Here is a 25,395-nt window from a genome sequence, read left to right as displayed (position 1 = left end):
GTAAGGGCACCCTGACTGGGGGTCCGTCGATTCCCGACAGCGAGCCCGAACGGGGGCCCCGGGATGATTGACTTCTCGGACGTTCGTCCGGTCGATCCCCTGAACCCGCTCAGCAGGGGTCGCGGCGGTGAGGAAACGTGCGGATGAGAGTCCTGATCGCCGTGCTGGCCGCCCTTCTCGTGGTGGTCGGTGCCGTCGTCGTACCGTCGGGCACCGCGGCCGCCGCGGCGGCAGCCACCGCCCCTCCGCCGGCGACCTGCGGCATCGCCGAGCTCGCCCCGGTCCTCCCGGGCGACGACGTCGAGTCCACGGCGGCGGCCTCGCTGGTGCCGATCCTGGTGCTGCACGGCTGGCTCGGCACCGCGACGCACGACGAGTCGCGCACGGGCGCCTTCTCGCACCTGGTCGACCTGGTCGCCACCAACGGCGTCGACCAGCCGGTCACCACCTCCCAGCGCTCGCTCATCGGCGCGTTCCAGGACACCGAGGGCGCCGTCGTCTACACCTTCGACTACCGCGATCTCGCGGCCCGCTGGGTGACCGATCCCGGCATCGCCGACGCCCTGGCCTCCTCGATCGCCTGCCTCACGGCGGCGACCGGCCACCGGGCCGTCGTCGTCGCCCACTCGATGGGCGGCCTCGCCGCGCGCCAGGCCCTCAGCCAGAGCGTCGACGGCGTGCCGGTGGAGTCGATGGTGCGCGAGGTCGTCACCTTCGGCACGCCCAACACGGGCTCGGACCTCGCCCTCCGCCTCGGCCAGATCATCGACTCCACCGGCACGGTCAGCCCCGCGGTGGTCGGCGGACTCGAGCCGCAGTCGCGCCTCGGCCTCTCGGCGCTGCTCGCCTCCTGCGGCGCGGCGGCCTCGCAGGACGCGGGCAACGCGGGGGAGTGCACGGGCATGCCCATGATCGATGCGCTGTCCTCGCAGGCGGGGATCGCCCTGCGCACCGGCTCCACGCAGCTCGCGGCCCTGCCGCCGTGGCCGGAGAGCGTCCGCGTGGTCTCGCTCGCCGGCGACATCCGGGTGACCATCGCCTCGGTCCTGGGTTCGCGGACGGGCTCGGTGTCGCTCGGCGACATCATCGTCGCGCCGCCGTCGGCCGAGGCGGGCGTCGACGACTACGTCGTGTCGACCTGCTACTACACGCTCCAGTCGATGCCGGACGTCCCGTCGGTACTCGCGGAGCTGAACCCGATGGCGCGGCTGGGCGACGCGCTGCGCTTCTCGGCGATGGTGGTCGCCATCGACGCCAGCCCGTGCCACCACGCCAAGCTGATGCGCAACGTCGAGCTCGCCGGTCACGCCGAGGCGGAGGTCGCCGGTGCGGTGGCGGACGAGCTCGGCATCCCGCGCCTCGGGGCCGTGCGCGCGGGGCAGCACCTCCTGCCGCCGTCGGACGAGCCCCGCCGCCCCTTCCGCCCCTGACCGGCGGGACATGATGTCCGGAGTTTTGACGCGGCCCTGATCGAGCGCCTACGGTCGAGATCGGCCGAAGGGGCGGCCGCCTGGGGGACAGGCAGCGCGGCTCGCGCGGCTCGCACGCCGAGCGCGAGCCGCGCCCGTCCCCGCGCGTCCTGCGGCCTCTGTGACCTCCCGAGTCGCCCCTGTGCGCGACGACTGTCGGCGATCGTCTACGCTCGGGTGCACCGGGGACGCCGAAGCCGCCCCGCTCACCCGCCTCCGGAGGCACGATGGGCACCGACACCCCGCCCGAGGTCCCGCCGCGACCGGCCCGACTCAGCCGCGAGCAGGTCCGGACCCGGCTGCTCGACGCCGCCCTCGCGGTCGTCCGCGCGGAGGGACTGCGCGTCGGCGTCTCGCACCTGCCGCTCGAGGACGTCATCCGCTCCGCCGGCGTGCCGCGCAGCACGGTCTACCGGATCTGGCCCACCCGCCAGGCGTTCTACGACGAGCTGGTCGCCGCGATCCCCGAGCGGATCCTCACGGCCCGGCTCGACCCCACCTCGCTCACCGCGGGGGACGCCTACCTGCACCGCCGCCTCGCCGAGCAGCCGACTCCCGAGCAGATGCGCGAGATCCTCGTCGCCTCGCTCACCGTCGCGATCGAGGCCAACTACGACAACGTGTTCGCCTCCCAGCACTGGCGCAACTTCGTCGCCCTGATCGGCGCGGTCGACTCGCACTCGGAGTCGGCCCGCGTCGCGATCCACGAGGCCCTGCACTCGCGCCAGGTGCACTTCATCGAGAACATGGCGAAGTACTACCGGCACACCCTCGCCGAGGCGGGTCTGCGCCTGCGCTCGGGCCGGGAGGAGGAGTACGCCGTGCTCGCCTCCGCCATCTCCTCGTTCATCGAGGGACTCTGCGTCGCCCGGATCGCCGCACCCGAGCTGGTGACCGGTCCGATCGATCCGGGCCGGCCGGGCTCGCCCTCGCTCGTGGTGGCGGGCGCGCTGATGCTGATCGACGGGTTCTGCGAGCCCGTGCCGCCCGAGCCCGCGCCCACCGGGTCGGCACCGGCGGAGGACGCTGCGCTCTAGCGGTCGGCGGGAGGCTCGTCCTCGGCGACCGGCTCGAGCATCCCGTCGACGATCGAGCGGATCGTCCAGGCGGTGAGGCTCCACTCGACCGGCTCGCCGTCCAGGCCGGGCGCCGTGACGACCGCGTCGAGCTCGTCGTCGAGGAGCCGCCCGCGGTGCACCAGCCCGTCCGTGACGATCGCGGTGAGGTGCGCGAGCTGGAGCGTGGTGAAGCCGGGCCGGAGCGAGGCGCTGAACTGGTCCAGGACGTCCTGGTAGTAGTCGCGCAGCCTCTGGCTGAGCATCGTCTCGAGCCGGCGGGCGGTGGCGCGCACCGCCTCGCGTGCGGGCCCCTCCTCCATCGAGAAGGTGCAGGCCAGCAGCGCGTTGTAGGAGGACCAGTCCACCGAGGCGCGGAGGGTCTCCACGCTGGAGTTCGCGCCGATGCGGATCATTTCCCAGGCCACCTGGCGGCGGCCCGCCGCGGTGCCGAGGTGGGCGGAGGAGCGCTCGTAGACCTCGGTCATCGCCCGCTGGGCGTCGGGATCCGCGCCGTCGGCGAAGCGGTCCGCGACGAAGATCTCGCCGATCAGGTCGGCGACGAACTCCTCCCGCGTGCTCCAGATCCGGTAGACCGAGCTGCGCGGCACGGCGGCCAGGCGGATGTACTCCTCCATCGGCAGGTGGGCGAAGCCGACCGTGAGCCCGTGGGCCGAGATGACCTCGCGGGCGGCGCGGAGCATCCGGGTCCGCACCTGGTCGGCGGGGATCCGGGTCGAGCGGAGGGCGGTCTCGTCGGAGTCGTTCATCGACACGGAGACTAGCCCTCCTGGGCGGGGTGCGAGCAAGGAGCGTGCTCGGCTGAGACGCGCTGATCGCCGACGGGACGGAATGTCCCGTGCGTGGCTCGGCCGGTCCTCCTTTCGCTACGGTTCGATCCAGGACGGACCCGACCGTCCTTGCAAGGGGTTTCCGTGGCGGAATTCGAGAAGTTCGCTGTGACCGTGGTGAGCGGTCTGTCCATCGAGCGCGCGGCGCTCACGGCCCTCCTGGCCGACGTCCTCCCGCACCTCGGTGTCGCGGACCCGGACGCCGCCGAGGCGGACACGATCGCGGTCCTGGACCTCGACCGGGTCGCGCCCGAGGTGCTGACCAGCACGCTCGCGGCGGTCAGCGCGCGGCATCGCGGTCTGGTGGTGCTGTCCGCGTCGGACTCGCTCGAGGCCGTCCGCGCCGTGCTCCGCCTCGAGCGCACCGCCTTCGTCTGGAAGGGCGACGAGCCGGGCGAGCTCGTCGCGGCCCTGGTGTCGGTCGCGTCCGGCCGCTCCTGGATCTCGGAGGCGGCGCGGCACCGCTTCCTCGCCGCCGGCGAGCACCGCCGGCCCGTGCTCAGCCGGCAGGAGAGCCGCGTCATGCGCTCGTACGGTTCCGGCGCGGCGGTCAAGGACGTCGCCCTCGACATGCGGATCGCCGAGCACACCGTGCGCACCTACATCAAGCGGATCAAGGCCAAGTACCTCGACGCCGGCATCGCGCTGGAGTCACGGGTCGACTTCTACCGCCACCTCGACGGGCACGACGTCGCGATCCGCAACGGCCGCGACCGGGTGCGGCCCGGCCTGCAGGAGGCGGGCGGCGGCGTGCGAGGCGAGGTCGTCTCGTGAGGCGAGCAGGATCGCATTGCCGCTCCCGCGGCCCTCGGCGTAGCTGAGCGGACCGACGGCGGCGACCACCGGCAGGACGCGCTGCACCTCCCGTCGGAGCCGCCGCAGGCGCCGGTGATCGGCGTCGTCGGCGACGTTGACCGCGAGCAGGCCGCCGCCCTCCACCAGCCCGGCGAGACGGCCGAGCACCTCGGCGCGGTAGAAGGGCTCCGGGATCTCGTCGCCGTCGTAGACGTCCAGCACGACGAGGTCGGCCGGCGGCACGGCGAGGGGGCCGGCGGCGTCCGCGGTGACGCTGCGCAGCCGCGTCCCGGCGGCGAGCGGTGCGTGCGCCAGCACGAACTCGACCAGCCCGGCGGCGCGCTCGACGACCGTCTGCTCGGAGCCCGGCCGGGTCGCAGCGACATGGCGCGCCAGGGCCAGCGCCCCGGCGCCGAGGTGGAGGACCGTCACGGGGACGCCCTGCGGCGCGAGCGCATCGACCGCGGCGCCGAGCCGGGCCAGGTACTCGAGGCCGAGCTGCTCGGGCGCGCGGAGGTCGATCAGGGACTGCTCCGAGCCGTCGATCTCCAGCACCAGCGAGCCCTCGCGGATCGGGTCGGGCTCGAGCGAGACCAGCGCTCCACCGGGGAGTCGGGCGGAGGGGGTCACCCGCTCACGCTAGCGGGCGCTCCCGCCTCGCGCCGGACCGCGGCCGCGGCTACGGTTGCAGCCATGGCCGCCCTCATCCTGCTCGACGTCGACGGCGTCCTGAACCCGTCCGTCTCGAGCGACCGCGCAGCCGGCGGCCACCGGCTGATGCTCGAGCCCGAGCGCGAGGAGCTGGTGCGCCGCCTCGCCGCCGTCGGAACGATCGTCTGGGCCACCACCTGGCCGCCGAAGCTCACCTCGGTGCTCGCGGACGACCTCGGTCTGCCGGCCGGCACCGAGGCCATCGTCTTCGGCGGCGGCCTGCCGCGCGACCCGCGCTTCCCCGGGCAGACCGGCAAGCTCCAGCCGGTCGCCGTCTGGCTCGAGCAGGCACGGGAGAGGTCCGCGATCGACGCCGTCGTCTGGATCGACGACAACCTCCGCGGCGACGCCTTCGACTGGGCGCGCGAGCAGGAGACGCCGTTCCACCTGATCGTGCCCGAGGCGGCGACCGGTCTGACGGCGGACGAGGTCGCCGGAGCGGAGTCGTTCCTCGCGGGACTCGGTGCCCGCCCGGCGTCACACGGCGACATCCGGGAATAGCGGTCCCCCTCCCGCTGGTTGGGTGGAGGGTGCGGACGCGTGCGATCGATCGCCGTCCGCTCCTCCCCACCCCACCGAACCGTGCGCGGCTCCGGCCGCGATCCGGTCGTGAGACACCGCGATGCTACGAAGGAAAGACACTGTGACGCTCCTCCCCGCCCGCACCTCGCTGCGCGTCCTGCTCGGCACGACCGCGGCCGCCGCCGCCCTCGTCCTCGCCGGCTGCGCCCCCGCCTCCACCGACGACGTGGTCTCCGGTTCCAGCGGCGACAGCACCGCGTCGACCGCCTCCGGGCTGACGCTCGCCGAGGTCGAGGAGTCCGGGAAGCTGACCATCGGCACCGAGGGCACCTACTCGCCGTTCTCGTTCCACGCGGACGGCGGCACCGGCGACCTCACCGGCTACGACGTCGAGGTCATCACCGCGGTCGCCGAGAAGCTCGGCGTCGAGCCTGAGTTCGAGGAGACCCAGTGGGACGCGATGTTCGCGGGACTGGACGGCGGCCGCTTCGACGTGATCGCCAACCAGGTCTCGATCAACGACGAGCGCAGCGCGAAGTACGACTTCTCCGAGCCGTACTCGGTGAGCCCCGGCGTGGTCGTCGTGCCGGCCGACGACACCGAGATCACCTCGCTCGACTCGCTCTCCGGCAAGACGACCGCGCAGTCGCTCTCGAGCAACTGGTACACGCTCGCGCAGGACAGCGGCGCGACCGTCGAGGGCGTCGAGGGCTGGGCCCAGGCCGTCGCCCTCGTCGAGCAGGGGCGCGTGGACGCGACCCTCAACGACCGCCTCACCTGGCTGGACTGGTCCACGACCTACCCCGACCAGGCCGCGGGCCTGAAGGTCGCCGTGACGACCGACGACAGCTCCTCCAGCGCCTTCACCTTCCCGAAGGGCTCGGACGACCTCGTCGCCGCGGTCGACGGCGCCCTCGACGAGCTGCGCGCCGACGGCACCCTCGCCTCCATCTCCGAGCGCTACTTCGGCGCCGACGTCTCCCAGTAGCCACGCCTCCGGCGGCGGGTCTCGATACGCCCCTCCGGGGCTGCTCGACCAGCAAGAAGGACGCCTGCGGCGCTGGTCGCCGCTTCCGACGGTCGGCTGCGACATGCTGATCGAGTAGCCCGCGCAGCGGGCGTATCGAGATCCACGGTCATCGAGACGTGAGTCCGCAGACCACCGTCTCGGCCACGGTGGGTCTCGATACGCCCCTCCAGGGCAACTCGACCAGCATGGGTGGACCGACACCCCCGCTTCGCAAGGCCGAGCGGTCCCGAGAAATGCGTGCCAGCATTTCTCGGAAGCGGACCGGACACGCTCCACCCACGCATCCACCTCGAAATGCCGACCGCGGTCTTCTCCCGCCCAGGCGGGAGAAGACAATGGAACTCTTCGTCAGGTCGTTCTGGCCGATCCTGTCGGGCGGCATCGTCGGCACGATCCCGCTCGCGCTGTCGAGCTTCGTGCTCGGCCTGGCCCTCGCGCTGGCCGTCGCGCTGATGCGCCTCTCGCGGGTGAAGGTCCTGGCCTGGATCGCCCGCGCGTACATCTCCGTGATCCGCGGCACCCCGCTCCTGGTGCAGCTCTTCGTGATCTTCTACGGCCTGCCCAGCCTGGGCGTGAAGATCGACCCGTGGCCGAGCGCGATCATCGCCTTCGCGCTCAACGTCGGCGGCTACGCAGCCGAGGTCATCCGCGCCGCGATCCTCAGCGTGCCCAAGGGACAGTGGGAGGCCGCGCACACCATCGGCATGGGCCGCGGTCTCGCCCTGAGGCGGATCATCCTGCCGCAGGCCGCGCGCGTCTCGGTGCCGCCGCTCTCCAACACGTTCATCTCGCTGGTCAAGGACACCTCGCTCGCCTCGCTGATCCTGGTGACCGAGCTCTTCCGCCAGGCGCAGAAGATCGCCACCGCCTCGAGCGAGTTCATGCTGCTGTACCTCGAGGCCGCCCTCATCTACTGGCTCATCTGCCTCGTCCTCTCCAGCGGCCAGAGCCTCCTCGAGAAGCGATTGGACCGCTATGTCGCCCGTTGACGCCCCCTCCGGCACCTCAGGCCGCCCCACGGACGGCGACCGGCCCGTCCTCCGCGCCACGGGGCTGCGCAAGTCCTTCAGCGGCGTCGAGGTCCTCCGCGGCATCGACCTCGAGATCCGCCGCGGCGAGGTGATCGCGCTGATCGGCCCGTCCGGCTCGGGCAAGACGACGGTGCTGCGCTCGCTGAACAGCCTCGAGGTCCCCGACGGCGGCCTGCTCGAGCTCGCGGACGGCTCGGTGCTCGACTTCGGCGGGCCGGTCGGCAAGCGCGCCCTCACCGCGCTGCGCGACCGCTCGGCGATGGTCTTCCAGCACTTCAACCTCTTCCCGCACCTCACCGTCCTGCAGAACGTCACCGAGGGCCCGCTGCGCGTGCAGCGCCGCCCGGCGTCCGAGGTGGTGCCGGAGGCGGAGGCGCTGCTCGAGCGCGTCGGTCTCGGCGGTCGTGGCGGCGCCTACCCGTTCGAGCTCTCCGGCGGCCAGCAGCAGCGGGTCGGCATCGTCCGGGCCCTCGCGCTCCGGCCCGACCTGCTGCTCTTCGACGAGCCGACGTCGGCGCTCGACCCCGAGCTGGTCGGCGACGTGCTCTCGCTGATGCGCGAGCTCGCGGGCGAGGGCTGGACGATGCTCGTCGTCACGCACGAGCTGGAGTTCGCCCGGCAGGTCGCCTCCGAGGTCGTCTTCATGGCGGACGGGGTGGTCGTCGAGCGCGGCGCCCCCGCGCAGATCCTCCGCGAGCCGCAGGAGCCGCGCACCCGGCAGTTCCTGCACCGCCTGCTGCACCCGCTCGAGTAGCGCAGCGGCGTCCCCCGTCCCGGGGTGGGCGCGGCGGTCGCTCGTCCCGCGCGGACCCGTGCCTAAGCTGTCGGAGTGACGGGGAACAGCGAAGCCGAGACCACGCGGATGCCGACGACGGGCGACGGGACCGAGCCGACCCGGGAGTACGTCTGGCCCGAGCCGGAGCCGGGCGGGCGCCGTCCCGCGACCGGCGCCACCGCCGTGCAGGAGGCGCAGCCCGCGTCGCCGTCCCCGCTCGGCTCCGTCGAGCCGGAGCCGGAGCCCGCCCGCCGGAAGGGCAACCGCCTCGCCGGCCTAGCGATCGCCCTGCTCACCACCGCGGTCTTCGCCGCCCTGTACCTCGTCGCCCTCACCGCGATCCGCGTGCTGATCGACGCCGTCGAGGGCGACCCCGTGGCGCTCGCGCTCGCGCAGGGCCCCACGGCCGTCTTCCTCCTCCCGGTGGCCGCCTTCTTCGTCGGCCTCGCCCTGATCGTCCTCGCCGTCAACCGCGCGGGCTGGTGGGCCTACGTCCTCGGCGGCTTCTTCGTCGCCCTGCTCGCCGGCGCGGCGGCCCTCGTCGGCGCCTGGTCCGCGGTCGGCGGCTTCGCCGTGCCGCAGGACCGCACCGCCGTCGTCGACTTCCTCCGCGACCCCGCGACCCTCCTCGCCGTCGCCGCGGCCGCCGTGCTCGCCCGGGAGGTCAGCGTCTGGGGCGGGAGCCTCATCGCCGGCCGCGCGCGGGGAGTGAAGCGCCGCAACGCCGAGCGCGACGCCGCCGCGCAGTCGTGACGCCCGCCGGCCCGGGGGAGCAGGGCCGCGGCGCCGGGCTCGGCTACGGCATCGCCCTCGCGGCGTTCGCGTCCTTCCTCTACCTCGCCCTCGTGGTCTGCGCGTTCGGCGTGCTCAGCCTGCTGCTGGACCAGGACGTCGTCCCCGAGCGCGACGCCGGCCCGATCCTCGGCCCGGTCGTGGTGGCGGTCTGCGTCCTCGCCGTCCTCGTCTCGATGATCACACTCGCCGCCCGGCCCGGCGTCAGCCGTCTCGTCGGCCCCTCGCTGCTGACGGCGGTCGTCGTCTACGCGCTCTTCCTCCTGGTCGGCGGCGCGATCTACGGCCTGGGCCTGGGGGAGCCGGGCGCCATCCTCCGCTTCGTCGTCGACCACGCCGCGACGCCGTTCGCGATCGCCGCGGGCGTGCTGGCCGGAGCGGTGCAGATCCTCTTCCTCGCGATGCTCGCCCGCCGCGACGCCGGCGGCGGGACCCCGCACTGGGGCTGGGAGGGCGACGAGCGCGAGTGAGGCTCCCGGGCGGCGTTCTCTCCCAGGGCGAACGCCGTCCGGTTGACCGCCCCCGTCACTCCCCGTAATATTCTTCGGGTGTGCGCTTTGTCGTGCGCTCGTGTCGTGCCTCCGGGCCGGCACAGTGCCGCGCTTCGCTCCACCGGGTCCGCGAGGACCCGCGGGTTCGTCCGATCGGGCGGCCCCCACGGCATACCCCTCCCCTTCCCCGGTTCCGCTCGTCGGTGCCGAGAGGGAGTCGGGTCCAGATGAACTCGGCCGTCCCGGAGACGGGCAGGCCGAATGTCGACCATCGATCCGCTGTCACCGTGCAGCATTCAAGGAGCAAATCAGTGCCAACGATTCAGCAGTTGGTCCGAAAGGGACGCACGCCGAAGGTCACCAAGACCAAGGCGCCCGCCCTGAAGGCCAACCCCCAGCAGCGCGGCGTCTGCACGCGCGTCTACACGACCACGCCCAAGAAGCCGAACTCGGCCCTCCGCAAGGTGGCCCGCGTGAAGCTCTCCAACGGCACCGAGGTCACGGCCTACATCCCCGGTGAGGGCCACAACCTCCAGGAGCACTCGATGGTGCTCGTCCGCGGCGGTCGTGTGAAGGACCTCCCCGGTGTCCGCTACAAGATCGTTCGCGGCGCCCTGGACACCCAGGCCGTCAAGAACCGCAAGCAGGCTCGCAGCCGGTACGGCGCGAAGATGGAGAAGAAGTAATGCCTCGTAAGGGACCCGCTCCTAAGCGCCCCGTCGTCGCAGACCCCGTCTACGGCGCCCCGGTCGTCAGCCAGCTCGTGAACAAGATCCTCCTGGACGGCAAGAAGGGCCTCGCCGAGCGCATCGTCTACGGCGCGCTCGAGGGGGTCTCGACCAAGAACGGCCAGGACGCCGTCGTCACGCTCAAGAAGGCGCTCGACAACGTCCGTCCGACCCTCGAGGTCCGCAGCCGCCGCGTCGGCGGCTCGACCTACCAGGTCCCCGTCGAGGTCAAGCCGCACCGCGCCAACACCCTCGCCCTCCGCTGGCTCACCAGCTACGCGAAGGCCCGTCGCGAGAAGACGATGACCGAGCGTCTCATGAACGAGATCCTCGACGCGTCGAACGGTCTGGGCGCCGCTGTCAAGCGTCGCGAGGACACCCACAAGATGGCCGAGTCGAACAAGGCCTTCGCGCACTACCGCTGGTAGCGCACCCCGCGCCCGCCCCTGGCGAGCGCGACCCCCGGTCCCGCGGCGCGCGCCTCAGTGCGCGCGCCGCGGTCCCGGACCCGGCGGCGGATCCTCGGATCCGGCGTGGACGGGCGACCGCCACCATCACGATCCCAGCCGATCGGCCATGAACCCGTTGCGCTGGCTCCATCACCTATCGGAGGAACTCCGTGGCACAAGATGTGCTCACCGACCTGAACAAGGTCCGCAACATCGGCATCATGGCCCACATCGATGCCGGCAAGACCACCACCACCGAGCGCATCCTGTTCTACACGGGTATCACGCACAAGATCGGTGAGGTCCACGACGGCGCCGCCACGATGGACTGGATGGCGCAGGAGCAGGAGCGCGGCATCACGATCACGTCCGCCGCGACGACGTGCTTCTGGAACAAGAACCAGATCAACATCATCGACACCCCCGGTCACGTCGACTTCACGGTCGAGGTCGAGCGCTCGCTGCGCGTCCTCGACGGCGCCGTCGCCGTCTTCGACGGCAAGGAGGGCGTCGAGCCCCAGTCCGAGACCGTCTGGCGTCAGGCCGACAAGTACGACGTCCCGCGCATCTGCTTCGTCAACAAGATGGACAAGCTCGGCGCCGACTTCTACTTCACCGTCGACACGATCATCAACCGCCTCGGCGCCAAGCCGCTGGTCATCCAGCTGCCCATCGGCGCGGAGTCCAGCTTCGAGGGTGTCGTCGACCTCGTCGAGATGCGCGCGCTCACGTGGCGCGGCGACTCGAAGGGTGACGTCGCGCTGGGCGCGAAGTACGAGATCGAGGAGATCCCCGCGGACCTGGCCGACAAGGCCGCCGAGTACCGCGAGAAGCTGCTCGAGACCGTCGCGGAGACCTCCGACGAGCTGCTCGAGAAGTACTTCGGCGGTGAGGAGCTCACGGTCGCCGAGATCAAGGGCGCCATCCGCAAGCTGACCGTCAACTCGGACATCTACCCCGTGCTCTGCGGCTCCGCGTTCAAGAACCGCGGCGTCCAGCCGATGCTCGACGCGGTCGTCGACTACCTCCCCTCCCCGCTCGACGTCCCCGCCATCGAGGCGCACGACGTCCGCGACGAGGACAAGGTCATCATGCGCCACGCGGACTCGACCGAGCCCTTCTCGGCGCTCGCGTTCAAGGTCGCGGTGCACCCGTTCTTCGGTCGCCTCACCTACGTCCGCGTCTACTCGGGCAAGCTCGACTCCGGCGCCCAGGTCATCAACTCGACCAAGGGCAAGAAGGAGCGCATCGGCAAGATCTTCCAGATGCACTCCAACAAGGAGAACCCGGTCGACTCGGTCACCGCCGGCCACATCTACGCCGTCATCGGCCTCAAGGACACCACCACCGGTGACACCCTGAGCGACCCGACCGCGCAGGTCGTGCTCGAGTCGATGACCTTCCCGGAGCCGGTCATCGAGGTCGCCATCGAGCCCAAGACGAAGGCCGACCAGGAGAAGCTCGGCACCGCGATCCAGAAGCTCGCGGAGGAGGACCCCACCTTCCGCACCGAGCAGAACCAGGAGACCGGTCAGACGGTCATCAAGGGAATGGGCGAGCTGCACCTCGACATCCTGGTGGACCGCATGAAGCGCGAGTTCAACGTCGAGGCCAACGTCGGCAAGCCGCAGGTGGCCTACCGCGAGACGATCCGCCGCACGGTCGAGAAGTACGACTACACCCACAAGAAGCAGACGGGTGGCTCGGGCCAGTTCGCGAAGGTCCAGATCTCCATCGAGCCGATGGAGGTCGAGGCCGACAAGACCTACGAGTTCGTCAACGGCGTCACCGGTGGTCGCGTCCCCCGTGAGTACATCCCCTCGGTCGACGCGGGCATCCGCGACGCCATGCTGGTCGGCGTCCTCGCCGGCTACCCCATGGTGGGCATCAAGGCGACCCTGACCGACGGCGCGGCGCACGACGTCGACTCCTCGGAGATGGCGTTCAAGATCGCCGGCTCCATCGCGTTCAAGGAGGCCTCGCGCAAGGCGCAGCCGGTCCTCCTCGAGCCGCTGATGGCCGTCGAGGTCCGCACGCCCGAGGAGTACATGGGCGACGTCATCGGCGACCTCAACTCGCGTCGCGGGATGATCCAGTCGATGGAGGACGCCGCGGGCGTCAAGGTCATCAAGGCCAACGTCCCGCTGTCCGAGATGTTCGGCTACATCGGCGACCTGCGCTCGAAGACCTCGGGCCGCGCGGTCTACTCGATGACGTTCGAGACCTACGCCGAGGTCCCCAAGGCCGTGGCCGAGGAGATCGTCCAGAAGAACAAGGGCGAGTAGCACTCGTCCCACCCCCGCCGCGGTTCTGCGGAACCGCGGCGGGCCTGGTAGTGTCGTGCGGGTTTGCTGCCGCGTTCTGCGCGCCTCGGATCCTCATCGGATGGCCCGCGCGACCACTGCCGGTAACATACCTACACAAAACCCCCGCAAGTCCTCCTGTCCTCGTGCCGCCCCGTGCGGCGTCGGATGCGGATGCTTGCACCTAAGTCCTGAGGAGGACCCACAGTGGCTAAGGCCAAGTTCGAGCGGACCAAGCCGCACGTCAACATCGGAACCATCGGTCACGTCGACCACGGAAAGACCACCCTCACCGCGGCGATCTCGAAGGTTCTGGCGGACAAGTACCCGTCCGCGACCAACGTCCAGCGTGACTTCGCGTCGATCGACTCCGCTCCCGAGGAGCGCCAGCGCGGCATCACGATCAACATCTCGCACGTCGAGTACGAGACGCCGAAGCGCCACTACGCGCACGTCGACGCCCCCGGTCACGCCGACTACATCAAGAACATGATCACCGGCGCGGCTCAGATGGACGGCGCGATCCTCGTGGTCGCCGCCACCGACGGCCCCATGGCTCAGACCCGTGAGCACGTCCTCCTCGCCAAGCAGGTCGGCGTGCCGTACCTCCTCGTCGCCCTGAACAAGGCCGACATGGTGGACGACGAGGAGATCCTCGAGCTCGTCGAGCTCGAGGTCCGCGAGCTGCTGTCCTCGCAGGGCTTCCCCGGCGACGACGCCCCCGTGGTGCGCGTCTCGGGCCTCAAGGCGCTCGAGGGCGACGAGACCTGGACCCAGTCCATCCTCGACCTCATGGACGCCGTCGACGCCTCCGTCCCGGACCCGGTCCGCGACAAGGACAAGCCGTTCCTCATGCCGATCGAGGACGTCTTCACGATCACCGGTCGTGGAACCGTCGTCACCGGTCGCGCCGAGCGCGGCACCCTCTCGCTGAACTCCGAGGTCGAGATCGTCGGCATCCGCCCGACGCAGAAGACCACGGTCACCGGCATCGAGATGTTCCACAAGCAGCTCGACGAGGCCTGGGCCGGCGAGAACTGCGGTCTGCTCCTCCGCGGCACCAAGCGCGAGGACGTCGAGCGCGGCCAGGTCGTCGTCAAGCCGGGTTCGGTCACGCCGCACACCGACTTCGAGGGCACCGCGTACATCCTGTCCAAGGACGAGGGTGGGCGTCACAACCCGTTCTACGGGAACTACCGCCCGCAGTTCTACTTCCGCACCACCGACGTCACCGGCGTCATCACGCTGCCCGAGGGCACCGAGATGGTCATGCCCGGCGACACCACCGACATGACGGTCGCGCTGATCCAGCCGATCGCCATGGAGGAGGGCCTCGGCTTCGCCATCCGTGAGGGTGGTCGCACCGTGGGTGCCGGAACGGTCACCAAGATCGTCAAGTAGGTTCTCCTACTGATCTCTCGAGAGGGGTCGTCCGCTTCGGCGGGCGGCCCCTCTCGTCGTTCCCGCCGTAGGTCGGCCCCGGTCGCGAGTCGCTCGGCGGAGGCTGACTAGCGTGGGAGGCATGCCCTTCGTGAAGACGAACCCGTCCGCCCCCGCGCAGTTCTTCGAGTGGGAGGCGGCGGGACTGCGCTGGCTGGCCGAGGCAGAGGGGGCCGGGGGAGCGCGCTGCGCCGAGGTGCTGCAGGTCGGGCCCGGCCGCATCGAGCTCGAGGAGATCCCACCCGCACGTGCGTCGCGGGAGGCGGCGCGGCGGTTCGGCGGGGCGCTCGCCCGCAGCCACGACTCGGGCGCCGACGCCTTCGGTGCGCCGCCGACCGGCTGGACCGGTCCCGCGTTCATCGGACGTCGCGCCATGCCCTGCTCACCGGAGCAGTCCTGGGGGCGGTTCTACGCGGAGCAGCGGGTCCGGCCGTTCCTGCGTCCGGCCGTGGCGGCGGGGAACCTCTCCTCCGCCGAGGCCCGCACGGTCGAGAGCGCCCTCGAGCTGGTCGCGGCCGGGGCCTTCGACGACGACGACATCCCGGCCCGCCTGCACGGCGACCTCTGGAACGGCAACGTCCTGTGGTCGGCGGAGGGCGCCGTGCTGATCGACCCGGCCGCGCACGGCGGTCACCGCGAGACCGACCTCGGCATGCTCGCGCTGTTCGGGCTGCCGCACCTGGACGACGTCCTCGCCGGCTACGAGGAGGTGCATCCGCTGCGCGCGGGGGCCGCCGACCGGGTGCCGCTGCACCAGCTCCACCCGCTCGCGGTGCACGCCGCCGGGCACGGCCCCTCCTACGGGCGGGCACTGGCCGAGGCCGCGGCGCGCGTGATCGCGCTCTGAGCTCCCGGCGCGTCCCGCACCGTTCGTCCAGGCGGTGTCGCCACACTGATGCTCGCGCGGCCCCTGCCCGCACGGATCAAGGAGGAACCATGGTGGATCTCGGCAAGCTCGGACGACAGGCCGGCGAGCTCTTCAACAGCAAGAAGGTCCAGGACACGCTCCGCAGCGAGAAGGCGGAGGGCGTCTCGGACCAGGTCCTCGAGAAGACCGGCGACATCGCCAGCCGCCTCACCAAGGGCAAGTACGACGACCGCATCGAGGACCTCAAGCGGCAGGCCGACAAGCGCCTCGGCAACGAGTAGCGCAGGGCCCAGGGGGCGCCCGTCAACCCGGTGCCGGCGCCGGCGCCCCCGCCCTATCGTCGGGTCGATGGCCGATTCGCTCACCCAACGACTCCGCCGGACCGACTCGAGCGGCCGCGGCTACAGCCGGGTCCGCTCCGGCTCCGGCTTCAGCTACCGCGACCCCAAGGGTGCGACGGTCACGGACCCCGAGCTGCGCGAGCGCTTCGAGCACCTCGGCATCCCGCCGGCCTGGCAGGACGTCTGGATCGCGCCGTACCCCAACGGGCACATCCAGGCCACGGGCGTCGACGGCGCCGGCCGCCGGCAGTACATCTACCATCCGACCTGGCGCGAGCAGAAGGACCGGATCAAGTTCGACCGGGCGCTCCGGCTCGCGGAGGCCCTCCCCGGCGCCCGACGCCGGGTGACGATCGCCCTGCGCGACGAAGGGCCCACCCGCGAGCGCGCGCTGGCGACCGGCTTCCGGATGCTCGACACCGGCTCGCTGCGGGTCGGCAGCGAGCAGTACGCGAAGGAGCACGGCAGCATCGGCCTCACGACGCTGCTCTGCTCGCACGCGACGACGCACGGCGACCGCGTCGCACTCGCCTTCCCGGGCAAGAGCCACCAGGCCTGGACGAGCGAGATCCTCGATCACGACCTGGCCCGCGTGGTCCGGGCGCTGAAGCGCCGCGGCCCGAACGCCCGGCTCCTGGCCTGGAAGGACGGCCGCGTCTGGCGCCCGGTCTCCGCGGCCGACGTCAACGACTACGTGCGCGAGCGCGCCGGCGACGACTTCACGGCGAAGGACTTCCGCACCCTGCACGGCACCGTCGCCGCCGCGCTGAGTCTCGCGAAGGCGGGACCGCAGCCCACCCAGCGGCTGCGCACGAGGGCGATCTCGCAGGCGATGAAGGACGCGTCCGAAGTGCTCGGGAACACGCCGACCGTGGCTCGCGCGAGCTACGTCGACCCCCGGGTGCTCGATCACTTCCGGGCGGGCGAGACGATCGATCCGTCCCGCCCCGGCTCCGCCGAGACGACGCTGCGCGCTCTGCTCTTCGAGTGACCGGCCCGCGCGGCCCGGGCCCTCTGAGGCCCGGGATTCCGCGGGCGGACGCCTGCGGCCACGGACCTCCGCGCCGCGACACGCCCGGGTTGCACGGGTGCAGGATCCGTGAGAGACTCTTCTAGTTCAAAATTTCCGCCCGCGCAGCGTGCTGCGAGGGGGTGGAACACTGCCAGGCAGTGCCGAGACGGCGCCCCAGCGGCTCGACCCGAGAGGGCGGCCCCGCGAGTGCGACGTCGAGGCGGCGGGTAGCAGAACGACAACAACCGACAACTCAACGGGCTCTCCGTGCGTCGTGCGTTCTGCACGGCTCTCAGAGCGCCTCGAGCGCGGTGCTTTTGACAGAAGAACACTGGTGCACTTCCTCCGGTTCTCCGGATGTTCCTTCGCGAGCGCGTCCTATGCGACACGAGCCCGGCTCCGGCCGGGGGAGTGGCGTACGACGCAATAACAAGAGAGTGAGAGATCACACATGGCGGGACAGAAGATCCGCATCCGACTGAAGTCGTACGACCACGAGGTCATCGACACGTCGGCGCGCAAGATCGTCGACACGGTGACCCGTGCCGGTGCAACGGTCGTCGGCCCCGTGCCGCTTCCGACCGAGAAGAACGTGGTCTGCGTGATCCGTTCTCCCCACAAGTACAAGGACAGCCGCGAGCACTTCGAGATGCGCACCCACAAGCGCCTCATCGACATCATCGACCCGACGCCCAAGGCCGTCGACTCGCTGATGCGCCTCGACCTCCCGGCCGACGTCAACATCGAGATCAAGCTCTAAGGAGGAGTGCCACCATGTCTGTCACTGTTTCCCCCACGCTGAAGACCAGCAAGGGCCTCCTCGGCACGAAGCTCGGCATGACCCAGGTCTGGGACGAGAACAACAAGCTCGTCCCCGTCACGGTCATCGAGATCAGCCCCAACGTCGTGACCCAGGTCCGCACGGAGGAGAAGGACGGCTACACCGCCGTCCAGCTCGCCGCCGGTGCGATCGACCCGCGCAAGGTGAACAAGCCCGCCGCCGGTCACTTCGACGCCGCGGGCGTCACCCCCCGCCGCCACCTCACCGAGGTCCGCACCTCCGACGCCGCCGACTACTCGGCCGGCCAGGAGCTGACCGTGGACGCCGTCTTCGAAGCCGGCACCAAGGTCGACGTCGTCGGCACCTCCAAGGGCAAGGGCTTCGCCGGTGTCATGAAGCGTCACAACTTCAAGGGCGTCTCGGCTTCGCACGGTTCGCACCGCAACCACCGCAAGCCCGGCTCCATCGGCGCCTCCTCGACCCCCAGCCGTGTCTTCAAGGGCATGCGCATGGCCGGTCGCATGGGTGGCGAGCGCGTCACCGTGCTCAACCTCAAGGTGCACTCCGTCGACGCCGAGAAGGGTCTGCTGCTCGTCAAGGGCGCCGTCCCCGGCGCGCGCGGTCGCCTCGTGTTCGTTCGCAACGCCGTGAAGGGAGCGTAGTTCCATGGCTACCTCTGTCGACATCATCGACGTCCAGGGCAACAAGTCGGGCGCGTTCGAGCTCCCCGCCGAGCTCTTCGACGTCCAGACCAACATCCCCCTGATCCACCAGGTCGTCGTGGCGCAGCTCGCCGCGGCGCGCCAGGGCACCCACTCCACGAAGAACCGTGGCGAGGTCTCGGGAGCCGGCCGCAAGCCGTTCAAGCAGAAGGGAACCGGTCGCGCTCGTCAGGGCTCGATCCGCGCCCCGCACATGACCGGTGGTGGCGTGGTCCACGGACCGACCCCCCGCAGCTACGCGCAGCGCACCCCCAAGAAGATGATCGCCGCAGCCCTGCTCGGTGCTCTCTCGGACCGCGCCCGCGGCTCGCGCGTGCACGTGGTCGAGTCCCTCGCCCTCGGCGAGACCCCGAAGACGAAGGACGTCCTCGTCCTGCTCGATGCCCTCTCGGTGTCGCGCAACGTCCTCGTGGTCCTCGAGCGCGACGACTTCATCGCCGAGCTCTCGCTCCGCAACGTGCCGTTCGTGCACATCCTGCCGTCCGACCAGCTCAACGCGTACGACGTGCTCGTCTCCGACGACATCGTCTTCACGAAGGCCGCACTCGACGCGTTCGTCGCCTCGAAGTCCGGCGCCAAGAAGGAAGAGGTGAACGCATGAGCCAGTCCGCCGCGTTCAACAAGGACCCCCGCGACGTCATCATCTCGCCGGTGGTCTCGGAGAAGTCCTACGGCCTGATCGACGAGGGCAAGTACACCTTCGTCGTCGACCCGCGCTCCAACAAGACCGAGATCAAGCTCGCCATCGAGAAGATCTTCGGTGTCCAGGTCGCGTCCATCAACACGCTGAACCGTCAGGGCAAGACCCGCCGCACGAAGTTCGGAACCGGCAAGCGCAAGGACACCAAGCGCGCGATCGTCACGCTGAAGTCCGGCTCCATCGACATCTTCACGAGCGTCGGCTGAGCCGAAGAAGCGTAGAGGAAACAGACAATGGCTATTCGTAAGTACAAGCCCACGACCCCCGGTCGCCGCGGCTCCAGCGTTGCCGACTTCGCCGAGATCACCCGATCGACGCCCGAGAAGTCGCTCCTTCGCCCGCTGTCCAAGACCGGTGGCCGCAACAACTCCGGTCGCATCACGACGCGTCACATCGGTGGTGGCCACAAGCGCCAGTACCGTCTGATCGACTTCCGTCGGAACGACAAGGACGGCATCAACGCCAAGGTCGCTCACATCGAGTACGACCCCAACCGCACCGCGCGCATCGCGCTGCTCCACTTCGTGGACGGCACCAAGCGCTACATCCTGGCTCCGAACAAGCTCTCGCAGGGCGACGTCGTGGAGTCGGGCTCGGGTGCCGACATCAAGCCCGGCAACAACCTGCCGCTGCGCAACATCCCGACCGGTACGGTCATCCACGCCATCGAGATCAAGCCGGGCGGCGGCGCCAAGCTCGCCCGCTCGGCCGGCACCTCGGTCCGCCTCGTCGCCAAGGACGGCCCCTACGCGCAGCTCCGCCTGCCGTCGGGCGAGATCCGCAACGTCGACGCGCGCTGCCGCGCCACGATCGGCGAGGTCGGCAACGCCGAGCAGTCGAACATCAACTGGGGAAAGGCCGGCCGCATGCGCTGGAAGGGCGTCCGCCCGACCGTCCGCGGTGTCGCGATGAACCCGGTCGACCACCCCCACGGTGGTGGAGAGGGCAAGACCTCCGGTGGTCGCCACCCGGTCAGCCCCTGGGGTCAGTCCGAGGGACGCACCCGTCGCCCCAACAAGGAGAGCGACAAGCTCATCGTTCGCCGCCGCACCGCCGGTAAGAAGCGCAAGTAGGAGTTGTAGAAGATGCCTCGCAGTCTCAAGAAGGGCCCCTTCGTTGACGACCACCTGCTCCGCAAGGTGTTCACGGCCAACGAAGCCGGCAACAAGAACGTCATCAAGACCTGGTCGCGCCGTTCGATGATCATCCCGGCGATGCTGGGACACACCATCGCGGTCCACGACGGACGCAAGCACATCCCCGTGTTCGTGACCGAGACCATGGTCGGCCACAAGCTCGGCGAGTTCGCCCCCACTCGGACCTTCCGCGGTCACGAGAAGGACGACAAGAAGGGCCGTCGCCGCTGACGCGGCGACGAGAAGGAGGAGAGAAATGGTGGAGTCGATCGCACGCGTGCGACACATCCGCGTCACCCCCCAGAAGGCTCGCCGTGTCGTGAACCTGATCCGCGGGAAGCAGGCGGAGGAGGCCCTGGCCATCCTCAAGTTCGCCCCGCAGGGTGCGTCCGAGCCCGTCTACAAGCTCGTCGCCTCGGCGATGGCCAACGCTCGCGTCAAGGCCGATGCCTCGAACGAGTACCTCGACGACCAGGACCTGTTCGTGTCCCGCGCCTTCGTCGATGAGGGAACCACCCTCAAGCGATTCCAGCCCCGTGCTCAGGGTCGTGCCTTCCGCATCAACAAGCGCACCAGCCACATCACCGTCGTGCTGGCCACTCCTGAGGAGGGGACCAAGTAATGGGTCAGAAAGTAAACCCCTACGGTTTCCGTCTGGGAATCACCACCGACCACGTGTCGCGCTGGTTCTCCGACAGCACCAAGAAGGGCCAGCGGTACAGCGACTTCCTCGCTGAGGACGTCAAGATCCGCCGGCTCCTCGCCACGCAGCTCGACCGCGCGGGCGTCGCCCGCATCGAGATCGAGCGCACCCGCGACCGCGTCCGCGTCGACATCCACACCGCCCGCCCGGGCATCGTGATCGGTCGCCGCGGCGCCGAGGCCGAGCGCATCCGCGCCGACCTCGAGAAGCTCACCGCCAAGCAGATCCAGCTGAACATCCTCGAGGTGAAGAACCCCGAGGCCGAGGCTCAGCTGGTCGCGCAGGGCATCGCCGAGCAGCTCTCCGCCCGCGTGGCCTTCCGCCGCGCGATGCGCAAGGGGCTGCAGGGCGCGCAGCGCGCCGGCGCCAAGGGCGTCCGCATCCAGGTCTCCGGCCGCCTCGGCGGCGCCGAGATGAGCCGCTCGGAGTTCTACCGCGAGGGACGCGTGCCGCTGCACACCCTCCGCGCGAACATCGACTACGGCTTCTACGAGGCGAAGACCACCTTCGGCCGCATCGGCGTGAAGGTCTGGATCTACAAGGGCGACATCACCAACAAGGAGCTCGCTCGGGAGCAGGCGAACAGCAAGTCGTCGCGCCCCGAGCGCAGCGACCGTCCGCGTCGCGCCCCCCGCCAGCAGAGCGAGGCGCCCGTCGCAGCAGGAGTTGAGGCATAACCATGTTGATTCCGCGTCGAGTCAAGCACCGCAAGCAGCACCACCCCGGCCGTTCCGGCCAGGCCACCGGTGGCACCAAGGTGTCTTTCGGTGAGTACGGCATCCAGGCCCTCACCCCGGCCTACGTGACCAACCGTCAGATCGAGTCCGCTCGTATCGCCATGACGCGCCACATCAAGCGCGGTGGAAAGGTGTGGATCAACATCTACCCCGACCGCCCGCTGACCAAGAAGCCCGCCGAGACCCGCATGGGTTCCGGAAAGGGCTCGCCGGAGTGGTGGGTCGCGAACGTCAAGCCGGGTCGCGTCCTCTTCGAGGTCGCCGGCGTCGACGAGCAGCTCGCTCGTGAGGCCATGACCCGTGCCATCCACAAGCTGCCCCTCAAGGCACGCATCATCAAGCGCGAGGAGGGAGACGCATAATGGCGATCGGATCCAAGGAGCTCGTTCCCACCGAGCTCGACACCTTCGAGGACGAGCGTCTCGTCTCGGAGCTGAAGAAGGCCAAGGAGGAGCTGTTCAACCTCCGCTTCCAGTCGGCCACCGGCCAGCTGGACACCAACGGCCGCCTGCGTGCCGTCAAGCGCGACATCGCCCGCATCTACACGGTCATCCGTGAGCGCGAGCTGGGCATCCGCGCCACCCCCGCCCCCGTCGAGGCTCCGGCCAAGGCGGAGAAGAAGCCGAAGACCAAGAAGGCCGCCAAGGCCGAGGTCGCGGCGACCGAGTCGAACGAGGAGGCCAAGTAATGGCAACCGTCACTGACAGCGCCGGCCACGAGTCGGCCGCCCACGACATCAAGGAGGCGGGCGCTCGCGGTTACCGCAAGACCCGTCGCGGCTACGTGACCAGCGACAAGATGGACAAGACCATCGTCGTCGAGGTCGAGGACCGGGTGAAGCACCCGCTGTACGGCAAGGTCATCCGCCGCACGTCCAAGGTCAAGGTCCACGACGAGCTGAACTCCGCCGGCATCGGCGACTCCGTCGTCATCAGCGAGACCCGTCCCCTCAGCGCCACCAAGCGCTGGCGCCTGGTCGAGATCCTCGAGAAGGCCAAGTAGGCCACGGCCCGCTTGAGTTAGCAGGAGAGACACATGCTTCAGCAAGAATCCCGAGTCAAGGTCGCCGACAACACCGGCGCCAAGATGCTCCTCACCATCCGCGTGCTCGGTGGCTCCGGCCGCCGCTACGCCGGCCTCGGTGACGTCATCGTCGCGACCGTCAAGGACGCGATCCCCGGCGGAAACGTCAAGAAGGGCGATGTGGTCAAGGCCGTCATCGTCCGCACCATCAAGCAGACCCGTCGTCCCGACGGCTCGTACATCAAGTTCGACGAGAACGCCGCCGTGATCCTGAAGAACGACGGGGACCCCCGCGGCACCCGCATCTTCGGACCGGTCGGTCGCGAGCTCCGCGACAAGAAGTTCATGAAGATCGTCTCGCTGGCACCGGAGGTTATCTAGTCATGGCCAAGATCAAGAAGGGTGACCTCGTGCAGGTCATCTCGGGCGCGACCCAGGCCCGCGGCGGAGACCGCGGCAAGCAGGGCAAGGTTCTCGAGGTCCTGGTCGAGAAGAACCGCGTCGTCGTCGAGGGTGTGAACTTCGTCAAGAAGCACAACCGCGTCGGCCAGTCGCAGCGCGGCTCGAAGGAGGGCGGCATCGAGACCATCGAGGCCCCCCTCCACATCTCGAACGTCGCGGTCGTCGACCCGAAGACCAAGAAGCCGACCCGGGTCGGCCACCGCAACGTGGCCGTCACCAAGGACGGCGTGACCAAGACGGTTCGCGTTCGCTACGCGAAGGCGTCGGGTGAGGAACTGTAATGACTGACACCACCGCAGTGGCTGCGAAGGTTCAGCCGCGGCTCAAGGCCAAGTACCAGGCCGACATCATCCCCGCTCTCAAGGAGCAGTTCGGCTTCTCGAACATCCACCAGGTCCCCGGCCTGGTCAAGGTGGTCGTGAACACCGGAGTCGGCGAGGCTGCCCGCGACGGCAAGATCATCGACGGCGCCATCAAGGACCTCACCGCGATCACGGGCCAGAAGCCCCAGGTCACGAAGGCCCGCAAGTCCATCGCGCAGTTCAAGCTGCGCGAGGGCCAGGCCATCGGCGCGCACGTCACCCTCCGCGGTGACCGCGCGTGGGAGTTCCTGGACCGCCTGCTCTCGGTGGCGCTGCCGCGCATCCGCGACTTCCGCGGTCTGTCGGACCGCCAGTTCGACGGCAACGGCAACTACACCTTCGGCATCACGGAGCAGTCGATCTTCCACGAGATCGACCAGGACCGCATCGACCGCGTCCGCGGCTTCGACGTGACCGTGGTCACCACCGCGAAGACCGACGACGAGGGTCGCGCGCTGCTCAAGCAGCTCGGCTTCCCGTTCAAGTCGGCGGACAACGCGTAGCACGACCCCCGAGGCCGGAGGGCGGATCACCCGCCCTCCGGCCTCGCTGTGCACCCGCCCGCCCCGCGGCGCGGAAGCACTCTCAGAGCTCCGGTCCTCTCCCGGGAGGATCGGCCGTCGGCCCTCGACCGCCGGCCCTCAGCCGTGTACCATGGCTCGTTGGCCTGCGCTCGCGCGGCCGCATGGGCGTCGACGTCGTCGGCGCCGTCCCACACCACAGGTCGTCACTCTTGTAAAGGGTGCCGAAACCAGGCGAGAAAGGCACCATCAGCCATGACCATGACTGATCCGGTCGCAGATCTGCTGACCAGAATCCGCAACGCGAACTCCGCGCACCACGACTCCATCGCCCTCCCCGGCTCGAAGCTCAAGGCGAACATCGCCGAGATCCTCAAGCGCGAGGGCTACATCTCCGACTGGAAGGTCGAGGAGGCGCGCGTCGGCACGACGCTGTCCATCTCCCTCAAGTACGGACCGAACCGCGAGCGCTCCATCGCCGGCATCAAGCGCGTCTCGAAGCCCGGCCTGCGCGTCTACGCGAAGTCGACCGAGATCCCCACCGTCCTCGGTGGCCTCGGCGTCGCCATCCTGTCCACGTCGAGCGGTCTGCTGACCGATCGTCAGGCCGAGAAGAAGGGCGTGGGTGGGGAGATCCTCGCCTACGTGTGGTAACCCCATGTCGCGAATCGGAAGACTCCCCATTGAGATCCCGGCGGGCGTCGACGTCTCCGTCGCCGGATCCGTCGTCACCGTCAAGGGCCCCAAGGGCGAGCTGACCGTCCCGGTCGCCAGCCCCATCCAGGTCGCCGTCGAAGGCGGCCAGGTCCTCGTCTCCCGCCCCGACGACGAGCGCGAGTCGCGCTCTCTCCACGGCCTCACCCGGACGCTCATCGCGAACGACATCATCGGTGTCACGCAGGGCTACTCCAAGGGCCTCGAGGTCGTCGGAACCGGTTACCGCGTGCTGGTGAAGGGCTCGGACATCGAGTTCGCCCTCGGCTTCTCGCACCCGGTCGTCGTCACCCCTCCCGCGGGCATCTCGTTCACGGTCGAGGGCAACAACAAGGTCACCGTGCACGGCATCTCCAAGCAGGCCGTCGGTGAAGTGGCCGCCAACATTCGTAAGATCCGCAAGCCCGAGCCCTACAAGGGCAAGGGCGTGCGCTACGCCGGCGAGGTCGTTCGCCGCAAGGCCGGAAAGAGCGGTAAGTGATCATGGGACTCGGAACCAGAGGAAAGAGCAAGTCCGCTGCGCGCGGTCGTCGTCACGACCGTCTGCGCAAGAAGGTCGTCGGCTCCGCCGAGCGCCCCCGTCTCGTCGTCAACCGATCGGCCCGTCACGTCTTCGTGCAGATCGTCGACGACTCGCTGGGCCGCACCCTCGCGTCCGCGTCGACCCTCGAGGCCGACCTCCGCGTGTTCGACGGTGACAAGACCGCCAAGGCCCGCCGGGTCGGCGAGCTTCTCGCCGAGCGCGCGAAGACCGCAGGAGTCGAGGCGGTCGTCTTCGACCGCGGAGGCAACAAGTACGCCGGTCGCGTCGCCGCGATCGCCGATGGAGCACGAGAGGCAGGGCTCAACCTGTGACCGCCGCAGAGAGCAA

34 protein-coding genes are annotated in these 25,395 nt (G+C 69.9%); 33 read left to right on the top strand and 1 reads right to left on the bottom strand.

The features are described from left to right. Positions 1–143 precede the first annotated feature (143 nt). Both EDF35_RS02295 and EDF35_RS02290 read left to right on the top strand, forming a co-directional pair. Positions 144–1,430, top strand: a complete 1,287-nt coding sequence (locus tag EDF35_RS02295; protein ID WP_133960604.1) for a hypothetical protein — start codon at positions 144–146, stop codon at positions 1,428–1,430. A gap of 266 nt (positions 1,431–1,696) precedes the next feature. Further along, positions 1,697–2,506: a TetR/AcrR family transcriptional regulator gene (locus tag EDF35_RS02290; RefSeq protein ID WP_133960603.1), complete on the top strand. Its 810-nt coding sequence runs from the start codon at positions 1,697–1,699 to the stop codon at positions 2,504–2,506. On the opposite strand, the gene EDF35_RS02285 is transcribed toward EDF35_RS02290, so the two are convergent. Further along, positions 2,503–3,294 (bottom strand): hypothetical protein, encoded by a 792-nt coding sequence (locus EDF35_RS02285; RefSeq protein ID WP_127885906.1) that lies wholly within the window; start codon positions 3,292–3,294, stop codon positions 2,503–2,505. The two genes, EDF35_RS02290 and EDF35_RS02285, sit on opposite strands and share 4 nt — an antisense overlap. A gap of 165 nt (positions 3,295–3,459) precedes the next feature. Here EDF35_RS02285 and EDF35_RS02280 point away from each other — a divergent pair, with 165 nt between their 5' ends. The 31 genes from EDF35_RS02280 to rplR all read left to right on the top strand — a co-directional run bounded on the left by EDF35_RS02280 (position 3,460) and on the right by rplR (position 25,379). After that, on the top strand, positions 3,460–4,149 hold the full coding sequence (locus EDF35_RS02280; protein ID WP_123733508.1) for a LuxR C-terminal-related transcriptional regulator: 690 nt from the start codon (positions 3,460–3,462) through the stop codon (positions 4,147–4,149). A 714-nt stretch (positions 4,150–4,863) separates the two neighbouring features. Beyond that, positions 4,864–5,382, top strand: coding sequence for an HAD domain-containing protein (locus tag EDF35_RS02275; protein WP_123702088.1), 519 nt, complete (start codon positions 4,864–4,866; stop codon positions 5,380–5,382). A gap of 247 nt (positions 5,383–5,629) precedes the next feature. Then, complete coding sequence (locus EDF35_RS02270; RefSeq protein ID WP_243839882.1) at positions 5,630–6,391, top strand: amino acid ABC transporter substrate-binding protein; 762 nt, start codon at positions 5,630–5,632, stop codon at positions 6,389–6,391. Between the two features lie 377 nt (positions 6,392–6,768). Next, positions 6,769–7,422 (top strand): amino acid ABC transporter permease, encoded by a 654-nt coding sequence (locus EDF35_RS02265; RefSeq protein WP_123702092.1) that lies wholly within the window; start codon positions 6,769–6,771, stop codon positions 7,420–7,422. Next, positions 7,409–8,218, top strand: coding sequence for an amino acid ABC transporter ATP-binding protein (locus EDF35_RS02260; RefSeq protein WP_133960602.1), 810 nt, complete (start codon positions 7,409–7,411; stop codon positions 8,216–8,218). Before EDF35_RS02265 ends, EDF35_RS02260 begins: the two co-directional genes overlap by 14 nt. Before the next feature lie 75 nt (positions 8,219–8,293). Further along, positions 8,294–8,992 (top strand): hypothetical protein, encoded by a 699-nt coding sequence (locus EDF35_RS02255; RefSeq protein ID WP_133960601.1) that lies wholly within the window; start codon positions 8,294–8,296, stop codon positions 8,990–8,992. Further along, a complete protein-coding gene (locus EDF35_RS02250; RefSeq protein ID WP_123735025.1) occupies positions 8,989–9,501 on the top strand; it encodes a DUF6121 family protein in 513 nt (170 codons plus the stop codon). The genes EDF35_RS02255 and EDF35_RS02250 overlap by 4 nt, the downstream gene beginning before the upstream one ends. 332 nt (positions 9,502–9,833) lie before the next feature. After that, positions 9,834–10,208, top strand: a complete 375-nt coding sequence (rpsL, locus tag EDF35_RS02245) for a 30S ribosomal protein S12 (protein ID WP_011186743.1) — start codon at positions 9,834–9,836, stop codon at positions 10,206–10,208. After that, the gene (rpsG, locus tag EDF35_RS02240) at positions 10,208–10,678 is read left to right on the top strand and encodes a 30S ribosomal protein S7 (RefSeq protein ID WP_056037355.1); all 471 of its coding nucleotides are present in this window, start codon (positions 10,208–10,210) and stop codon (positions 10,676–10,678) included. The genes rpsL and rpsG overlap by 1 nt, the downstream gene beginning before the upstream one ends. A 191-nt stretch (positions 10,679–10,869) precedes the next feature. Then, on the top strand, positions 10,870–12,984 hold the full coding sequence (gene fusA / locus EDF35_RS02235) for an elongation factor G (protein ID WP_133960600.1): 2,115 nt from the start codon (positions 10,870–10,872) through the stop codon (positions 12,982–12,984). Positions 12,985–13,209: 225 nt separating this feature from the next. Then, entirely contained in the window at positions 13,210–14,403 is a 1,194-nt protein-coding gene (gene tuf, locus EDF35_RS02230) for an elongation factor Tu (protein WP_133960599.1), read from the top strand. A gap of 121 nt (positions 14,404–14,524) precedes the next feature. Beyond that, positions 14,525–15,289, top strand: coding sequence for a fructosamine kinase family protein (locus tag EDF35_RS02225; protein ID WP_133960598.1), 765 nt, complete (start codon positions 14,525–14,527; stop codon positions 15,287–15,289). A gap of 89 nt (positions 15,290–15,378) precedes the next feature. Beyond that, a complete protein-coding gene (locus tag EDF35_RS02220; RefSeq protein ID WP_133960597.1) occupies positions 15,379–15,591 on the top strand; it encodes an Rv0909 family putative TA system antitoxin in 213 nt (70 codons plus the stop codon). A 67-nt stretch (positions 15,592–15,658) separates the two neighbouring features. Continuing rightward, complete coding sequence (locus tag EDF35_RS02215; RefSeq protein ID WP_133960596.1) at positions 15,659–16,642, top strand: DNA topoisomerase IB; 984 nt, start codon at positions 15,659–15,661, stop codon at positions 16,640–16,642. A 472-nt stretch (positions 16,643–17,114) separates the two neighbouring features. Continuing rightward, a complete protein-coding gene (rpsJ, locus tag EDF35_RS02210) occupies positions 17,115–17,423 on the top strand; it encodes a 30S ribosomal protein S10 (protein WP_005050520.1) in 309 nt (102 codons plus the stop codon). Between the two features lie 14 nt (positions 17,424–17,437). Then, positions 17,438–18,106: a 50S ribosomal protein L3 gene (gene rplC / locus EDF35_RS02205; protein ID WP_104224566.1), complete on the top strand. Its 669-nt coding sequence runs from the start codon at positions 17,438–17,440 to the stop codon at positions 18,104–18,106. A 4-nt stretch (positions 18,107–18,110) separates the two neighbouring features. After that, entirely contained in the window at positions 18,111–18,767 is a 657-nt protein-coding gene (rplD, locus tag EDF35_RS02200) for a 50S ribosomal protein L4 (RefSeq protein ID WP_123445041.1), read from the top strand. Next, positions 18,764–19,072 carry a 50S ribosomal protein L23 gene (rplW, locus tag EDF35_RS02195; protein ID WP_123702106.1) on the top strand — a complete coding sequence of 103 codons (309 nt, stop codon included), beginning with the start codon at positions 18,764–18,766 and terminating at the stop codon, positions 19,070–19,072. The genes rplD and rplW overlap by 4 nt, the downstream gene beginning before the upstream one ends. A gap of 27 nt (positions 19,073–19,099) precedes the next feature. Further along, complete coding sequence (rplB, locus tag EDF35_RS02190; protein WP_123445043.1) at positions 19,100–19,939, top strand: 50S ribosomal protein L2; 840 nt, start codon at positions 19,100–19,102, stop codon at positions 19,937–19,939. Between the two features lie 12 nt (positions 19,940–19,951). Continuing rightward, the gene (gene rpsS, locus EDF35_RS02185; protein WP_055787078.1) at positions 19,952–20,233 is read left to right on the top strand and encodes a 30S ribosomal protein S19; all 282 of its coding nucleotides are present in this window, start codon (positions 19,952–19,954) and stop codon (positions 20,231–20,233) included. Positions 20,234–20,258: 25 nt separating this feature from the next. After that, a complete protein-coding gene (gene rplV / locus EDF35_RS02180; protein ID WP_123445044.1) occupies positions 20,259–20,624 on the top strand; it encodes a 50S ribosomal protein L22 in 366 nt (121 codons plus the stop codon). Continuing rightward, positions 20,624–21,382 carry a 30S ribosomal protein S3 gene (gene rpsC / locus EDF35_RS02175; RefSeq protein WP_056037327.1) on the top strand — a complete coding sequence of 253 codons (759 nt, stop codon included), beginning with the start codon at positions 20,624–20,626 and terminating at the stop codon, positions 21,380–21,382. The genes rplV and rpsC overlap by 1 nt, the downstream gene beginning before the upstream one ends. A 2-nt stretch (positions 21,383–21,384) precedes the next feature. Continuing rightward, positions 21,385–21,804: a 50S ribosomal protein L16 gene (gene rplP, locus EDF35_RS02170; RefSeq protein WP_123445045.1), complete on the top strand. Its 420-nt coding sequence runs from the start codon at positions 21,385–21,387 to the stop codon at positions 21,802–21,804. Further along, positions 21,804–22,130, top strand: a complete 327-nt coding sequence (gene rpmC / locus EDF35_RS02165) for a 50S ribosomal protein L29 (protein ID WP_123733513.1) — start codon at positions 21,804–21,806, stop codon at positions 22,128–22,130. The genes rplP and rpmC overlap by 1 nt, the downstream gene beginning before the upstream one ends. After that, on the top strand, positions 22,130–22,444 hold the full coding sequence (gene rpsQ, locus EDF35_RS02160) for a 30S ribosomal protein S17 (protein ID WP_123445047.1): 315 nt from the start codon (positions 22,130–22,132) through the stop codon (positions 22,442–22,444). The genes rpmC and rpsQ overlap by 1 nt, the downstream gene beginning before the upstream one ends. 33 nt (positions 22,445–22,477) lie before the next feature. Further along, a complete protein-coding gene (rplN, locus tag EDF35_RS02155) occupies positions 22,478–22,846 on the top strand; it encodes a 50S ribosomal protein L14 (protein ID WP_123445048.1) in 369 nt (122 codons plus the stop codon). Positions 22,847–22,848: 2 nt separating this feature from the next. Further along, complete coding sequence (gene rplX, locus EDF35_RS02150; protein ID WP_123445049.1) at positions 22,849–23,208, top strand: 50S ribosomal protein L24; 360 nt, start codon at positions 22,849–22,851, stop codon at positions 23,206–23,208. Beyond that, positions 23,208–23,792 carry a 50S ribosomal protein L5 gene (gene rplE / locus EDF35_RS02145; protein ID WP_123445050.1) on the top strand — a complete coding sequence of 195 codons (585 nt, stop codon included), beginning with the start codon at positions 23,208–23,210 and terminating at the stop codon, positions 23,790–23,792. Before rplX ends, rplE begins: the two co-directional genes overlap by 1 nt. A 273-nt stretch (positions 23,793–24,065) precedes the next feature. Beyond that, positions 24,066–24,464 carry a 30S ribosomal protein S8 gene (gene rpsH / locus EDF35_RS02140; RefSeq protein ID WP_123445051.1) on the top strand — a complete coding sequence of 133 codons (399 nt, stop codon included), beginning with the start codon at positions 24,066–24,068 and terminating at the stop codon, positions 24,462–24,464. Positions 24,465–24,468: 4 nt separating this feature from the next. Next, the gene (rplF, locus tag EDF35_RS02135) at positions 24,469–25,005 is read left to right on the top strand and encodes a 50S ribosomal protein L6 (protein ID WP_133960595.1); all 537 of its coding nucleotides are present in this window, start codon (positions 24,469–24,471) and stop codon (positions 25,003–25,005) included. A gap of 2 nt (positions 25,006–25,007) precedes the next feature. Next, positions 25,008–25,379, top strand: coding sequence for a 50S ribosomal protein L18 (gene rplR, locus EDF35_RS02130; protein WP_123445053.1), 372 nt, complete (start codon positions 25,008–25,010; stop codon positions 25,377–25,379). The last annotated feature ends 16 nt before the right edge of the window (positions 25,380–25,395 follow it).

Origin of the sequence: Rathayibacter sp. PhB151 (genome assembly GCF_004366415.1) — a bacterium.
Classification (GTDB): Bacteria; Actinomycetota; Actinomycetes; order Actinomycetales; family Microbacteriaceae; genus Rathayibacter; species Rathayibacter festucae.
This window is presented reverse-complemented; position numbering and strand designations above follow the sequence as displayed.

Bases quoted from the DNA above. Each gene is read 5' to 3' on its own strand.
- rplF (WP_133960595.1), top strand. From the start codon at position 24,469: ATGTCGCGAATCGGAAGACTCCCCATTGAGATCCCGGCGGGCGTCGAC.
- rpsQ (WP_123445047.1), top strand. From the start codon at position 22,130: ATGGCAACCGTCACTGACAGCGCCGGCCACGAGTCGGCCGCCCACGAC.
- rplN (WP_123445048.1), top strand. From the start codon at position 22,478: ATGCTTCAGCAAGAATCCCGAGTCAAGGTCGCCGACAACACCGGCGCC.
- rpmC (WP_123733513.1), top strand. From the start codon at position 21,804: ATGGCGATCGGATCCAAGGAGCTCGTTCCCACCGAGCTCGACACCTTC.
- rplB (WP_123445043.1), top strand. From the start codon at position 19,100: ATGGCTATTCGTAAGTACAAGCCCACGACCCCCGGTCGCCGCGGCTCC.
- EDF35_RS02290 (WP_133960603.1), top strand. From the start codon at position 1,697: ATGGGCACCGACACCCCGCCCGAGGTCCCGCCGCGACCGGCCCGACTC.
- EDF35_RS02295 (WP_133960604.1), top strand. From the start codon at position 144: ATGAGAGTCCTGATCGCCGTGCTGGCCGCCCTTCTCGTGGTGGTCGGT.
- EDF35_RS02275 (WP_123702088.1), top strand. From the start codon at position 4,864: ATGGCCGCCCTCATCCTGCTCGACGTCGACGGCGTCCTGAACCCGTCC.
- rpsJ (WP_005050520.1), top strand. From the start codon at position 17,115: ATGGCGGGACAGAAGATCCGCATCCGACTGAAGTCGTACGACCACGAG.
- EDF35_RS02220 (WP_133960597.1), top strand. From the start codon at position 15,379: ATGGTGGATCTCGGCAAGCTCGGACGACAGGCCGGCGAGCTCTTCAAC.
- rplP (WP_123445045.1), top strand. From the start codon at position 21,385: ATGTTGATTCCGCGTCGAGTCAAGCACCGCAAGCAGCACCACCCCGGC.
- rplV (WP_123445044.1), top strand. From the start codon at position 20,259: ATGGTGGAGTCGATCGCACGCGTGCGACACATCCGCGTCACCCCCCAG.
- rplR (WP_123445053.1), top strand. From the start codon at position 25,008: ATGGGACTCGGAACCAGAGGAAAGAGCAAGTCCGCTGCGCGCGGTCGT.
- rplD (WP_123445041.1), top strand. From the start codon at position 18,111: ATGGCTACCTCTGTCGACATCATCGACGTCCAGGGCAACAAGTCGGGC.
- EDF35_RS02285 (WP_127885906.1), bottom strand. From the start codon at position 3,294: ATGAACGACTCCGACGAGACCGCCCTCCGCTCGACCCGGATCCCCGCC.
- rpsS (WP_055787078.1), top strand. From the start codon at position 19,952: ATGCCTCGCAGTCTCAAGAAGGGCCCCTTCGTTGACGACCACCTGCTC.
- EDF35_RS02215 (WP_133960596.1), top strand. From the start codon at position 15,659: ATGGCCGATTCGCTCACCCAACGACTCCGCCGGACCGACTCGAGCGGC.
- rplE (WP_123445050.1), top strand. From the start codon at position 23,208: ATGACTGACACCACCGCAGTGGCTGCGAAGGTTCAGCCGCGGCTCAAG.
- EDF35_RS02225 (WP_133960598.1), top strand. From the start codon at position 14,525: ATGCCCTTCGTGAAGACGAACCCGTCCGCCCCCGCGCAGTTCTTCGAG.
- EDF35_RS02260 (WP_133960602.1), top strand. From the start codon at position 7,409: ATGTCGCCCGTTGACGCCCCCTCCGGCACCTCAGGCCGCCCCACGGAC.
- rpsG (WP_056037355.1), top strand. From the start codon at position 10,208: ATGCCTCGTAAGGGACCCGCTCCTAAGCGCCCCGTCGTCGCAGACCCC.
- rpsC (WP_056037327.1), top strand. From the start codon at position 20,624: ATGGGTCAGAAAGTAAACCCCTACGGTTTCCGTCTGGGAATCACCACC.
- rplW (WP_123702106.1), top strand. From the start codon at position 18,764: ATGAGCCAGTCCGCCGCGTTCAACAAGGACCCCCGCGACGTCATCATC.
- EDF35_RS02265 (WP_123702092.1), top strand. From the start codon at position 6,769: ATGGAACTCTTCGTCAGGTCGTTCTGGCCGATCCTGTCGGGCGGCATC.
- rplX (WP_123445049.1), top strand. From the start codon at position 22,849: ATGGCCAAGATCAAGAAGGGTGACCTCGTGCAGGTCATCTCGGGCGCG.
- rpsH (WP_123445051.1), top strand. From the start codon at position 24,066: ATGACCATGACTGATCCGGTCGCAGATCTGCTGACCAGAATCCGCAAC.
- rplC (WP_104224566.1), top strand. From the start codon at position 17,438: ATGTCTGTCACTGTTTCCCCCACGCTGAAGACCAGCAAGGGCCTCCTC.